Origin of the sequence: Alteromonas sp. H39 (genome assembly GCF_047556435.1) — a bacterium.
Taxonomy (GTDB): domain Bacteria; phylum Pseudomonadota; class Gammaproteobacteria; order Enterobacterales; family Alteromonadaceae; genus Alteromonas.
In genome coordinates, this window is sequence record NZ_CP180210.1 from 1325660 (window position 1) to 1338787 (window position 13128).

The window sequence follows — 13128 nt, forward strand, 5'->3', positions numbered from 1 at the left end:
AATGATGCCTCTGAACCGCAGACTTTATGTACGTGTAGCCGTTGAACTTGCGCTCCTGGCGCTGACGGTAAGCCTGGTGATGGCGGCCGCGGCCTACTGGTTAAGCCTGACTCAGCAGCGTGACGTGAATCGACAGTTAGTTGTGCAATTGGCTGAGAGTGCGCAGAATACCTCTGCTATTGCGGCGTACCTTGCGGATGAAGAGCTCGCACAGGAAATTCTTAATGGGCTCGTGGCCAATAATCTGGTTGAAGGTGCCAGAATTGAAGTGGCCAAGGGCAGTGTTATTCAGTCGGGCATTAGTGAAGGAAGCGAAGACCCGATAGCCGTTCCCCTTTTTGACCCCTTTCTTAAAGAAGACCGTGTCGGTCGTTTAGTCGTTCTGCCAGACGACAGGTTTATTCAAACACAGGCGCAGAAAATCGCCTTACAAGCCGTTATCGGGCTCATTGCGCTGAGTATTCTTATCGCCTTCGCGGTATCAATGCTGGTTCACAAGAGGCTAACCAGTCCGCTTCGCAGGCTGACAAAAGCATTCGAGAATGTCGATGCTGGACAGCCGGAATCGATGCAGGAACTTGATATCGGTTACAAGGAAAACGATGAATTAGGTGTCATGATCCGCAGAATCAATGCACTGATGGCGGCACAGAAAGATACGCTACTGAATGAGCGCTTGCTTAGGGAACGTACCGAGCGTCTGGAGCAGCGTTTCAGGCTGATTTTCGAACAGGCCAGCGCAGCAATAGGGTTGATCACAGCGGATGGAAAACTCCTTACCACGAATTCTGCTTTCACTGTAATGTTCTCGCCAGCGGAGGAAAACCCCGACTTTGTTGCTTTGTTCGTGGACCGTGAACGGGTAGAGAATATCTTGCAACAGATGCGTAGTGTGGAGTTTCTGGATCATATGTCGCTGGACTTAGAGTATGTGTGTGACAGGGAAGTGAAATGGGCGCATTGTTTATTCGCGAAAGTCACAGAGCAGCGCAATGCAGAGCGGGCAAAAGACAACGCTCTGATAGAAGTGGTTGCGTATGATGTTACAGAAAGAATAGAGCGTGAGAAGAAAAACCGTTTTGAAGCCGACCACGATGCGTTAACCGGATTACTAAACAGACGTTCAGGAGAGCGCCGGCTTAAACAGTCTCTGGCGACAGCAAGGGTCAGTGGTCACCAGTTTGTGTTGTTTATGATCGACCTGGATAATTTCAAGCCGGTAAATGACACATTCGGTCACGATGCAGGTGATGACGTGCTCGTGGCAATAAGCGAGCGTATCAAGGGTCTTCTCAATCTCGATAAGGATATCTGTATTCGGTGGGGCGGTGATGAGTTTGTTATTGCCTTCGTTGATCATCACGAACACACTCAGGCCATCTCCCGACTGGCGCAGACAATACTGGATGAGTTTCGTGTGCCGATTTCAATAAGCAACGGTGAAGCATGCGAGATTGGCGCAAGTATAGGCATCGTGCTGGCTCCACAGCACGGAGACACTATAGAGCAACTGTTGGCCAAAGCAGACAACCTGATGTACGACGTCAAGCAGTCAGGGCGCAATTCTTACAAAATTGCAGACGGATAACTCAGCCAGAGACACTAAACGCGACGCGTTATATTCAACCTCGGCGATATCAGCCTGTGGCCGCCAAATATTAAACTTTCCCCCGCCGCTAATCGTTACTTGAGTTGCCTTCGTAAACACTTGTCCAACACGACAATGCCCACCTTCATCATCTGAAGTTATGGAACTGGGCCACACGCGAAGGAATTTCTATGTCTGACGTACAAATCAACGGCGACTCCTATACACTACCTGACGATCCGCGAACCACTTTGCTGGATTTTTTGCATCAGAACCTGGCTCTCTTCGGCACTAAGAAAGGCTGCGATCACGGCCAGTGCGGGGCCTGCACGGTTCTGGTCAACGGACAGCGAATGAACGCCTGCCTGATCCTGGCATTTCAACTTAAGGGAAAAAGCATTACCACAATTGAAGGCATTGGAAGCAGCAACCAATTACACCCGTTGCAGCAGGCCTTTTTAGACAATGATGCATTTCAGTGTGGTTATTGTACCTCCGGACAGATTTGCTCTGGTGTTGCACTAATGAAAGAGGTAGCGCAAAACGCGCCCAGTATTATTTTTACTCAACGGGACGGTTCAACCCGTGAGGACATTGCCGAGCGTATGAGTGGGAACCTGTGTCGTTGTGGTGCCTATCCCAATATTGTCGACGCGATTGAGCAGGTCATTGCATTGGAGCGTCAGTCATGAACCCTTTTAGTGTACAGACGCTGTTAACTGAAGCCGACGTTGAAAACCTGCGGTTTGACGCGCAGGCGCGGTACATTGCAGGTGGGACAAATCTTGTCGATTTGATGAAACATCAGATAGAAACCCCCGTTAGCCTGGTAGATCTTAGTGAATGGGAGGAAGCCAGCGACATTGTGAAAACCGGGAATGGCTTTCGCATTGGGGCGATGGTTACCAATTCAGCACTGGCTAACTTTGCTTACCAGGAACCCTCGTTATCCATGCTTTCACAAGCACTGCTGAGCGGCGCTACGGTGCAACTGCGTAATCGCGCTACCACGGGGGGAAATTTGCTGCAGCGAACCCGTTGTTACTACTTTTACGACACCGCAAAACCCTGCAATAAACGCGAACCCGGCACAGGCTGCAGTGCATTTACCGGGATGAACAGGATTCACGCCATTTTTGGTACCAGCGAGCAGTGCATTGCGACACATCCATCGGATATGGCGGTAGCGTTGATAGCGCTGAATGCCTCGGTCAGCGTTAAAACCGCCGAGGGTAAAACCCGGGACGTCGCCTTACGCGAGTTTTATTGTATGCCTGGTGAGACACCAGACCGGGAACATGTGCTCAAGCAGGGAGATTTGGTCACCAGTGTATTTATTCCAGCAAAGACGCGAGGCACACAGCACTATCATAAGGTGCGAGACAGAGCGTCTTATGCGTTTGCATTAGTGTCTGTCGCCGCGGGACTTGAGCTTTCTGGAGAAACCATACGCTCAGTCAGCCTGAGTTTTGGCGGTGTTGGAACAATTCCATGGCATCCACAAAAAGCCCTGGACGTTCTGGAGGGAAGTGATTTTTCGGTGTCGCTCCTGGAAAAGGCCATCGACGCAGAGCTTGCTGATGCAAAGACATTTGGCAGTAACGATTTCAAACCAGGGTTACTGCGCCGTGTTTTCTTAAGCGTAATGCTTTCGCTGGCCCAGCGTCAGAAAGCGCAGCACGGACATGAGGGAGCGTTGTATGAAAACCATTAGCGATAAGCGAGTTTTGGGTGAGCCGGTAAACCGCGTCGACGGACTGTTGAAAGTTACCGGGCAGGCCAGGTATGCTGCTGAACACCGACATGAGAAGACACCGTATGTTGGGTGGCTGGTGGCTTCAGACAGCGCTGTCGGTGAAATAACGACGCTGGAAACACATGCGGCAGAGCAGGCAGATGGTGTTGTCGCGGTACTAACTTACAAAAATGCGGGCCCATTAAAACCTTTCAGTAAGCCCGCCGATGAAAGTCGTTTCACGCAAAGTCGTGCGGTATTGCATGAACCGCATATCCGTCACTACGGTGCCCCAGTCGCGTTGGTGATAGCACATACGCTGGAACAGGCGAGATATGCCGCCAGTCTGGTCCGCTTTTCAATATCCAGAGCGACGCCTGATCTTCTTGAAAACCCCGACGACGCACAAGTCATACCGGATACACTGGACGGAGGCTTTGAACCTGACGTGCATGTGAAAGGGGCGCCGCAGGATAAGCGGAATCTCTGGTTGGAAGCGGATTATACTACGCCATCGCAAATCTCAGCCGCGATGGAACCTCATGCCACCGTCGCCAGTTTTGACGGTACTGCATTAACGGTTAATTGCAGTGTGCAGATTGTAGCGTCCGCCGTTGAAGCGCTGGCAATCACACTGGAAATGGCGCCTGAAAATATTGTGGTGAAGAGCCCGTATGTAGGCGGCGGCTTTGGCTCAAAGCTCGGTTTGCATTATGACGCAATACTAGCCTGTATTGGGGCGCGATACCTCGAACACCCGGTAAAGGTAGTGCTTTCGCGGCGTCAGGTGTTTTACAACACGCCACACCGGGGGAACAGCTATCAATCAATATCGCTAAGCTGTGACAGCGACGGAAAGCTGGGGTATATCGGTCACAAAAGTGCCATGCCGCGAGCAAAAGGGTACCAGTTTGCGGAAGCTTCTGGTGCTGTTGCCAGGGTGACTTACAGTGCTGAAGAAATCGTCAGTACGCATCGTGTAAAAGACGTAGATTTGCCGCTTATCGACTCCACCCGCTCGCCAGGGGATGCTATCGGTTCACTGGCGTTTGAATCTGCTATAGACGAACTGGCGGTGAAAGCCGGTATGGATCCACTAACCTTTCGGCTTCGCAATATGCCTGATGTGCACCCGGTCACTAAAAAGCGGTTTACCAGTCACCGGCTGGCGGATTGTCTCAGACAGGGTGCGGAAAAATTTGGCTGGCAGAATAAGCCGCAGGCCAGTGGAGAGATTGTTTACGGGCACGGCGTTGCCAGCGCGATGCGTATAAATATGTTAACGCCAAGTCGAGCCAGCATCTCACTGGATCAGAACGGGCAACTGACCGTTCGCTCTGACATGACGGATATCGGTACAGGAACTTATACCATTCTTGCTCAGATAGCCGCAGAGGTACTGGGCACCGAACTGGATAACGTGAGAGTTGAACTGGGAGATAGTCGTTCACCCGCATCCTGCGGTTCTGGGGGCTCATTTGGAGCCGCAAGCACAGGCTCTGCTTTACACAAAGCCTGTGAATCACTGCGCGACAAATTAAAAGCTGCGTTGGGCGAAGACTTTGCCGACACGGCAATCAGAGTAGACGGCGCGATGGTCCTCTGTCCGGATCATAAAGACAGACACAAGGTTCCGTTAGTCACATTATTTGACTCGTCGGCATTTCCACTTGAGGAAACCGGCGAGGTTGATGAAGATGATACCAGTGACGATGCTCAGTATTCCTGCGGTGCCCATTTTGCAGAAGTGGCAGTAAACATGACCAGCGGCGAGGTTCGACTGAAGCGTCAGTACGGTATGTTTTCGGCAGGCAAAATCCTCAATCGAAAAACAGCATCGTCGCAGTTAAAAGGGGGCATGGTGTGGGGAGCGGGTTATGCACTCACTGAAGCCATTCATCATCATACGCAGTCGGCGAGCTTTCTAAACCCCGATTTCGGGGAGTATCACATTGCGGTAAACCGCGATATTGGCGAGGTGTCACTGGACTTCATAGAAGAGGCTGACTATGAGGCTTCACCCATTGGCGCCAAAGGGATCGGTGAGCTGGGGATCACCGGAGCCGGTGCTGCAATTGCTAACGCGATTGCCGATGCCTGTGGTGCGCGCGTTCGCGACTTTCCGATAACCCTTGATAAGGTGATGAGTCAGCTAAAAGCGCTGGTTTAGGCGAGATGTAAATTTAGACGCGACACACCAGAAGCTGACCGTCACGGCGGCAAGTTTCTGGTGTGTCATGCTGATGAACAAATGAAACAAGTTGGATTATCAGCCAGCTTATTTTCTGAAAACCAGTGATATTGCTACCGTTTGTTGTGTTTCCCGTAGACCCGGCATAGCCCCTGGTACTCCGCCACCCCGTTGCCGTCTGCATCGAAACCCGTGCCGGTCACTTTCAACCTGCATTGGGTGCGCTTTCCGGCCAGAGGTCTGTTCAGAAATACATCTCCGTGTGTATCACCGGTATGTAAATCAACCCTGAACATAAAGTTGTCGTCCAGAATCATCACAGGGTCACCCTCTAGCACCGTTCCGGAAAACACCTGGTAGCCTGTATTGATTAATGTGCCCTCGATAAAGTTAAATTCAGAGGTGACGTGATAGACAATGCGACCACGAATGTCGCCGTTTAAATCGATAGTGTCTGTGCTTCGCTCCGTCTTGCCTTCCCCGGTTGGCTCGGATGTGTGCAGGATGGCCGTCGGAAAGTAATGAGTGGCTGTGCCAGACACTGGCGTCCATCGCTTGTCACGATGTTGATCCAGGGGGGCGCTTACCGCTGTGGCGCTGATGAAGATGCCATAAAGCGCGACATGTTTAGCCAAAACTGAGAGAGTGGTAATAGGTGTAGTCATGGTATTTCCTTGCAGATTGGTTACCCGCAGACCACTATAGATGTCAGCAAAAAAAGCGAAACGGACACAGCCGGTCATGAACGGTCATCCATAACTGGCACAATCAGATAATTACCAAACAACAGCAGACAGTATTCGGACAGTCTCTGAGGAGCCAATGCAAAGCCATTATGAACACACAGGGTGATAACGTCTTTCGCTCATGGAAGGCGATTGCAAATTATTTTGGCAAGAGTGAGCGCACCGTGCGGCGGTGGGAGTCACAGGAAGGGTTACCTGTGCACAGGCACCAGCATCAGTCGGCAGCACGTATATTTGCTTATCAAAAGGAGCTTGATACGTGGTTTGGTTCGCGCTCAGATAGTGAGAGTAATAAGCCGTCAGAGCCGGTTCCGTCACTGTGCCTGGCATTGCTGCCGTTTGAGAAACTCATTGACGAACCCAGTAGGGCTTTCGTTGCCGATGCCTTATGTGAGGACATAGTTGCTGATTTATCCTATCTGCCGGCAGTGACCATGATTAGCTACGCCTCCTCACGCCGACTGGTGAACAGCACGGAGGACCTGGCTGCGCAGTTATCGTCGCTGAATGTTCATTTTTATGTAGAGGGCAGTATCCGGCTTGCGGGAGAGACATGTCGAGCCCATGTGCGATTGATTGAACTGACTTCTCAACGGGTAGTCTGGAGTGCCCGGTACAACGATACTCCGCCTGATTGGCAGCGCCTGGGACAAATGATTGTATCAGAGCTCATCACCAGCTTGCCGCTTTCACATACATCTGTTGCACTGGCGCATAGTGAGCATCAGCGGATACATAGTCAGGCTGCCTGGGAATACCTGCACAAGGCAAGAGCGGCGTCGCTCCAATGGCAGCCTGATGCTATTACCAGGGCGATAGCGCTCCTTCATGCTGCGGACACGCTGGTCGGCGGAAGCGCATTGATACAGGCATGTCTGGGTAGAGTGTATCTGCAACTGCGGGAATCCGGCATCGACTGTTCTGATGCACCGGTTGAGAAGGTCTCGCGTATTCTTCAGGCTTTAAGAAAAACCCATCCAAAGGGATTCTTTACGCTATCGCTACAGGCATGGTTTGACTATATCAACGGCAAACTATCCCGTGCGGTCAGAGCCTTGACGCAGGCACTCCAGGCTAATCCGAACGATCCGGATGCTCTGATTTTGATCGCGAACTGCTATTTACTGGCTGGCCAGCCTGAGCTGGCTAAGCCCTACATTAGAGCGTTGCAAATTGTGGATCCGCTTACGCCGTTAAGCCGGTGTATGCCGGGTTATTACCGTCTGATGACTGGCGATTACCGGGCAGCGGTTGCGCCTTATGAGGAGATGCTGGCGCTGGATCCTTCAAATGACATGGCCAGACTTTTTCTTGTCTGGGTATTGGCAATTAATGGGGAGACAACACGTGTCGGCGACGTTTGTACGGGGTTTCAAGCGCAGCAGAAAGATACCTTGATTACCAAGCTGGCGTTTGCTTTTTATGCAGGTCTGCAAGGGGGCAGTGTGGATTTAGTGCTTCTTCCACAAGAGAAAAGCAGCGCCAGGGTAAATGGGATGTTGGCGCGCTTTACGGCGTTTGCCTATGCGGCGACAGGGAATAGCGAGGAAGCTGTCGCCTGGTTAGCGATAGCCATTGATCTTGGCTACTTCCCGTACCCATACATGGCCGAGCACGACACCTATTTCAGGCCTTGGCATAACGAAAGTTCGGTGAAAAAACTGCTGGAGAAGATGAAAACGAAATGGCGCGGGTTTTTAGATGAAATTTAATCCACTAAAAGCGCGCACTCTGTCCTTCATTGAGAATATGCAAAGGCACATCGGTGTGAAGTTGCGCTTTCATATGTAGCAATCGAAAAAGCGCAGAATGGGAGGTTTTATCCCCCATGCGCCAACTGGCATTACCGTAACCCCAGGGGATCATCACTTTGCAGTTTAATTCGGTGGCAGCTATCAGGGCGTCTTCCGGTGTTGTATGGACCTTACGATACCAGCGGGGAGACTCCTCACTGAAATAAGAAGCAATGGGCAACAGGCAGACATCGATATCGCCGTACTTTTTTGCAATGTCCTTAAAGTGAGGCGAGTACCCTGTGTCGCCGGCAAAAAACAGGGTTTTGCCACCGTGTTCCAATACCCATCCACCCCACAGGGTTTTATCGTTATCCTCGTATATATAGGGCACCCAGATGCGGCTGCTGAAATGGTGCGCCGGCACAAAGTGCGCAGTAGTCGCGCCTATTTTCTCGCTGGCATACCAGGCCATTTCCGTCACCCGGTAACCGTCTTCAGAAAAATGGTCTGCAAATCCCAGAGGAACAAGGTAAGACGGAGTCGGGCCGATTTCGGCAATGTCCCCCTTATGAAAATGATCGTAATGAATATGGGAATACAGCACTGCGTTGGTTTGTTCAATGGACGCTGCTTCGGGCATTACTGCGGGATTACGGTTAAACCCTTCGGCAAGACGAAACGCCCAGTTGACCGGCCAGTCAAACTGGTTAAAAACCGGATCAATCAAAAACTGCTCACCTGAGGCAGTTTGGATTTGAAAGCTGGCATGACCGAGCCAGGTTACGGTAAAGCCTGCGTCGAGTTTGCTATCCGGATTGGGGCCGGTATATTGGCAGTTCTGCATATAAGTTTCACAGGCAATAAGCGGTGAGGGAGGGTAGCAATTTTCCTCGCAGGTAACCGGGTAGTCGCGAAAGTCGTCATACAAATTACTGAACCGGTCTTCATAGCCTGTAGCGTCAGTGTAATTTAGTACCGCATTGTCCGGGACATTTCTATTCACCGTATTGCTGGTGGTGCAGCCGGCTAGAACAAATAAAACAGTCCATATTAATGCTTTCACTGAGTTTCCCTGTGCGCTGATTGCTGGAAAGTGTACCAGCAAACATACCCGTGACATACCCTCTGAAAGTTTCTGTTACACATAAAAAAGCTGCAATGAATTGCAGCTTTTATCACGATAAATAGAAGGTTACGCTTCTTACCAGATGCGAACGCGCTCTTCTGGTGCCAGATACAGTTCATCTTCCGGCTGCACGTTGAAGGCTTCATACCAGGCGTCATGGTTACGTGGCGCGAGCGCACGATAGCGACCCGGAGCATGGGTTCCAGCACGTAACTGATTCAGCATACTTTGTTCAGTGCGTTTTTCTTTCCACACCTGCGCCCAGGCCAGGAAGAACCGCTGATCGCCGGTCAGGCCGTCAATAACGGGCGCTTCTTCACCTTCCAGGCTTAGCTGATAGGCTTCATACGCCATAGCAAGACCACCCACATCACCGATATTTTCACCCAGGCTGTTACGGCCATTTACGAAGTTACCTTCGATAGGCTCGTACTGACTGTACTGCTCAGCCAGTTTGTCAGCTTTGGCTTCAAAGGCGGCGCGGTCTTCGTCCGTCCACCAGTTACGCTGGATACCCATGGCATCAGATTTTGAACCCTGATCATCAAAACCGTGACCCATTTCGTGTCCGATGACCGCACCAATGGCGCCATAGTTAACGGCAGGATCGGCGTTAGGATCGAAGAACGGTGGTTGCAGGATAGCAGCCGGGAACACAATTTCGTTGAACGAGCTGTTGTAATAAGCGTTTACACGTTGTGGTGTCATGCCCCAGCGCTCACGGTCAGTTGGCTTGAGCTCTCGCTCAACATCTTGTTCCTGGAAAAACTTGCGCAGATTACGGACGTTTTGTACCAGCTTGTCAGAGGTAATTTCCAAGCCGTCGAACGTCTGCCACTCATCCGGGTAACCGATTTTTGGACGGAAGGCCTGTAGCTTTTCATGCGCATTTTTCTTGGTTTCTTCGCTCATCCACTCAAGATTGTCGATGCGTTTACCCAGCGCCTTACGCAGGTTTTCCACCAGCTCAGACATCTGCTCTTTTGAGCTTTCAGGGAAGTATTGGTCCACATAAATTTTACCGATAGCAAAGCCCAGCGACTCGGTGCCCGACATTTCACTGATAGCGCGCTTCCAGCGTGGGCGAGGCTCCTGCTGTCCGCTTAATGTGCGACCGAAGAAGTCGAAGTTTTCCTGATAGACGTCTTCTGACAGTAAAGAGGCATTGTTTGTCAGTGTATGGAACGTCAGGTAAGCCTGCCAGTCTTCCAGCGGCTTGTCGTTAATAATGTCGATAACATCGCGAACAGGCTCTGGCTGAGAGATATTCAGCGCAGGCACTTTCAGGCCGCTTTGGGCGAAAAACGTATCCCAGTCAAAGCCTGGGTACGTGTCAGAAAGCTCGCTACGTTCGATTTGGTTTAATGTCAGGTCACGGTCGCGACGTTTCTCACGCGGCCACTGCACATTGGCAATAGCAGTTTCCAGCTCAAGAATACGTTGCGCTTTATCCGCCGCGTTCTCTTCCTTTGCCAGCGTTAGCATATTCTCAATGTGTGTAACGTAAGCTTCACGAATTTTTACGAAGCGCTCATCATCGCTTAGGTAATAATCGCGGTCTGGCAGACCAAGGCCACCCACACCCACACTTAACTGATATTCATTTGGATCCAGGCGGTTGTACCAAAGCCCGGCCCAGATTGGGGTGACCGCGCCAGTCAACCAGGCGTTACCAAAGACTTCAGTTAAATCCTGACGGTTCTCAATACTATCAATGGTGTTAAGGACATCAGAAATAGGGGAAATGCCTTTCTCATTAATTGCATCGGTGTCCATGTACGCCTGGTAGAAGTCATGCACTAACTGCTCTTCTGCGTTCAGGTCGTCTTTGACCATGATGTCATCAATGATAGTTTTCACTTGCTTTTCACTGCGATCCGCAAGCGCAGTGAAGGCACCGTAGCGAGTTTTGTCCGCGGGCAGTTCGTAGTTCTCATACCAGTTACCGCTGGCGTACATGAAAAAATCATCTCCCGGCTTCACAGATTCATCGCGTGCTGACAGATCAACACCAAACGTACCCAGTTCAGGAGCTTGCTCGGTTTGTGAAGTCGCGTTTTGCGCTGATGCGGTGTCTGTCTGTTCTGAGGTTTGCTCTGGCTGACTACAGCCCGTTACACCCAAGGATGCTGCAATCACTGCAGCAAGAAACTTCATTTTCATTTTAGTTACTCTTATTGTTATCGATAGAAAAGGCCGTTGTGTCTACAGACGAGGCCTTCAGCCTGGATTGAAAGTTTGCATTAAACGGTAAAACATCTCGCGCCTGATTGAAATACCCTACCATCGCAGGCGTCTCGCGATGTAAATAATCTGCCACAGCCATATGAAATTCATAGGCGAAGAGTTTGTGAAAAGAACGACAAAAAACTGGTTCAAAGCCGCGTAGAATCTTGTGCTCGCCTTGGGTGCCGGGATTAAAAAGTGGCAGTGCCTTCTCGATGGCAAAATGAATTCCTTCAAGATAACAGCAGAGAAAGTGCAGACCGTCGATGTCTTCAACGCTTCCCCAATAACGGCCATACAGGCCACTGTCATCAAAAAAGAAGAGCGCACTGGCGATTCTCTTATCATTTTTTTTCGCCACAACCAGCAAAATCTTGTCGCGAAGCGTATCAAATATTTCGGTGAAAAACGCTTTGGTAAGATAACCGGTATGACCGCTTCGTTTCAGATAAGTCTGCATATAGCAATGATAGAAAAATGTGCTGTCGTCTTCCGTTATCGCGTCTCCCGTGAGGCGGGAAATGGTAACCCCCTGCTGCGGCAATTGCGAATATGCCTTCCTCAGGTCTTTTCTTTTACGAGACGTTAAGGCTGCAAGAAAATCGTCGTAAGTCTGGTAGCCATAGTTGTGCCATTGAAACTGCACACTGTAGCGGGTCAGATAGCCCGCATGGGATAACAAGTCTGGCGTGGCTGCAGGAAATAGCACATGTAAAGAAGAGACGCCTGCGCCTTGCAGCGAATCGAGGCTATCGAGTAACGCACTGTCTACTGCTTCTCTGACGCAGTTGGCGGTAAGTAAGACTCTGGGGCCTGTCACGGGAGTGAAAGGCACAGCACTTATCCATTTCGGATAATACTCACGTCCATGCTGGTAGTACGCGTTCGCCCAGGCGTGATCAAACACATATTCCCCGTAGCTGTCGGATTTCAGATAGCCGGGCATTGCAGCGATGAGGTCGTTGCCTTTTTCAATGAGGAGGTGGTGTGGTGTCCATCCGGTGTCAGGACCTACGCTGCCGCTATTTTCCAGCGCGCGCAAAAAAGCATATGTGACAAACGGCCCTCCCTGTTGAGAAAGTCGATCCCACTTGTCTGCATCCACCTCGTCTATATGCTTGATAAACCTGAACTGAAATCCCATTTCATTTACTATCTGAGTAACCATCTGATTAATTGTTTAGGTTAACAACCGGAATGTGGCTGCGCGGATATCACCTTAAGCCAGATATCAAGCCATTACGTCATTCCATCTTAAAAGGTTTCGTGTATGAACAACAATGCTGGCCACGCCGATGCTGATAATACGACTATGACCGAGCCCGACCGAAAAGTCATTGTTGCATCGATTACCCGCATGCTGGCACGACGAGAACACAGTGCACAAGAGATTGTACGTAAGCTTTCACAAAAAGGGGTTGATGAAGCGGCTATCTGGCCGGTTTTGGATGAATTCCGGGAGGCTGGCATACAGAGTGATGCGCGTTATGCCGAGGCCCGGGCGAGGGCGCTCATGCTGAAAGGGTCAGGGCCGCAAAAAATCAAAGCAGACTTACATCAGCATGGCGTCGCTGAAGGCCTGTTCGACGAGGTATTCAGGGAGCTTGATGCCGACTGGTTTGAACTTGCCCGACAAGTTAAGGAGAAGCGCTTTGGTCAGCAGTATCCGCAGGAGTACAAAGACAAGATGAAACAGATGCAGTTTCTCAGTTATCGGGGATTCTCACAAAGCCACATAAATTATGCGGTTAACGGTGAGTAAAATGCACGCAATCGCTTA

10 protein-coding genes are annotated in these 13128 nt (G+C 50.6%); 6 read left to right on the plus strand and 4 right to left on the minus strand.

Annotation, left to right across the window (positions count from 1 at the left end):
• The first annotated feature begins 1 nt into the window (after position 1).
• From ACLBLI_RS05770 to ACLBLI_RS05785, 4 genes are all read left to right on the plus strand, one after another.
• The gene (locus ACLBLI_RS05770) at positions 2-1588 is read left to right on the plus strand and encodes a diguanylate cyclase domain-containing protein (protein WP_414830180.1); all 1587 of its coding nucleotides are present in this window, start codon (positions 2-4) and stop codon (positions 1586-1588) included.
• Positions 1589-1779: 191 nt separating this feature from the next.
• The gene (locus ACLBLI_RS05775; RefSeq protein ID WP_414830181.1) at positions 1780-2280 is read left to right on the plus strand and encodes a (2Fe-2S)-binding protein; all 501 of its coding nucleotides are present in this window, start codon (positions 1780-1782) and stop codon (positions 2278-2280) included.
• Entirely contained in the window at positions 2277-3302 is a 1026-nt protein-coding gene (locus ACLBLI_RS05780; protein ID WP_414830182.1) for an FAD binding domain-containing protein, read from the plus strand. Before ACLBLI_RS05775 ends, ACLBLI_RS05780 begins: the two co-directional genes overlap by 4 nt.
• Positions 3289-5493, plus strand: a complete 2205-nt coding sequence (locus tag ACLBLI_RS05785) for a xanthine dehydrogenase family protein molybdopterin-binding subunit (protein WP_414830183.1) — start codon at positions 3289-3291, stop codon at positions 5491-5493. Before ACLBLI_RS05780 ends, ACLBLI_RS05785 begins: the two co-directional genes overlap by 14 nt.
• A gap of 134 nt (positions 5494-5627) precedes the next feature.
• On the opposite strand, the gene ACLBLI_RS05790 is transcribed toward ACLBLI_RS05785, so the two are convergent.
• Positions 5628-6179 (minus strand): hypothetical protein, encoded by a 552-nt coding sequence (locus ACLBLI_RS05790; RefSeq protein WP_414830184.1) that lies wholly within the window; start codon positions 6177-6179, stop codon positions 5628-5630.
• Positions 6180-6349: 170 nt separating this feature from the next.
• Here ACLBLI_RS05790 and ACLBLI_RS05795 point away from each other — a divergent pair, with 170 nt between their 5' ends.
• Complete coding sequence (locus ACLBLI_RS05795; protein WP_414830185.1) at positions 6350-7972, plus strand: tetratricopeptide repeat protein; 1623 nt, start codon at positions 6350-6352, stop codon at positions 7970-7972.
• Positions 7973-7976: 4 nt separating this feature from the next.
• On the opposite strand, the gene ACLBLI_RS05800 is transcribed toward ACLBLI_RS05795, so the two are convergent.
• The 3 genes from ACLBLI_RS05800 to ACLBLI_RS05810 form a co-directional block, all read right to left on the minus strand.
• Complete coding sequence (locus tag ACLBLI_RS05800) at positions 7977-9059, minus strand: MBL fold metallo-hydrolase (protein ID WP_414830186.1); 1083 nt, start codon at positions 9057-9059, stop codon at positions 7977-7979.
• A gap of 138 nt (positions 9060-9197) precedes the next feature.
• Positions 9198-11285, minus strand: a complete 2088-nt coding sequence (locus ACLBLI_RS05805; RefSeq protein ID WP_414830187.1) for a M13 family metallopeptidase — start codon at positions 11283-11285, stop codon at positions 9198-9200.
• A 1-nt stretch (position 11286) separates the two neighbouring features.
• The gene (locus ACLBLI_RS05810) at positions 11287-12516 is read right to left on the minus strand and encodes a GNAT family N-acetyltransferase (protein WP_414830188.1); all 1230 of its coding nucleotides are present in this window, start codon (positions 12514-12516) and stop codon (positions 11287-11289) included.
• Between the two features lie 102 nt (positions 12517-12618).
• Here ACLBLI_RS05810 and ACLBLI_RS05815 point away from each other — a divergent pair, with 102 nt between their 5' ends.
• Positions 12619-13110: a regulatory protein RecX gene (locus tag ACLBLI_RS05815; RefSeq protein WP_414830189.1), complete on the plus strand. Its 492-nt coding sequence runs from the start codon at positions 12619-12621 to the stop codon at positions 13108-13110.
• Positions 13111-13128: the final 18 nt, after the last annotated feature.

Bases quoted from the DNA above. Each gene is read 5' to 3' on its own strand.
- ACLBLI_RS05805 (WP_414830187.1), bottom strand. From the start codon at position 11,285: ATGAAAATGAAGTTTCTTGCTGCAGTGATTGCAGCATCCTTGGGTGTA.
- ACLBLI_RS05780 (WP_414830182.1), top strand. From the start codon at position 2,277: ATGAACCCTTTTAGTGTACAGACGCTGTTAACTGAAGCCGACGTTGAA.
- ACLBLI_RS05795 (WP_414830185.1), top strand. From the start codon at position 6,350: ATGAACACACAGGGTGATAACGTCTTTCGCTCATGGAAGGCGATTGCA.
- ACLBLI_RS05790 (WP_414830184.1), bottom strand. From the start codon at position 6,179: ATGACTACACCTATTACCACTCTCTCAGTTTTGGCTAAACATGTCGCG.
- ACLBLI_RS05810 (WP_414830188.1), bottom strand. From the start codon at position 12,516: ATGGTTACTCAGATAGTAAATGAAATGGGATTTCAGTTCAGGTTTATC.
- ACLBLI_RS05815 (WP_414830189.1), top strand. From the start codon at position 12,619: ATGAACAACAATGCTGGCCACGCCGATGCTGATAATACGACTATGACC.
- ACLBLI_RS05775 (WP_414830181.1), top strand. From the start codon at position 1,780: ATGTCTGACGTACAAATCAACGGCGACTCCTATACACTACCTGACGAT.
- ACLBLI_RS05785 (WP_414830183.1), top strand. From the start codon at position 3,289: ATGAAAACCATTAGCGATAAGCGAGTTTTGGGTGAGCCGGTAAACCGC.
- ACLBLI_RS05770 (WP_414830180.1), top strand. From the start codon at position 2: ATGATGCCTCTGAACCGCAGACTTTATGTACGTGTAGCCGTTGAACTT.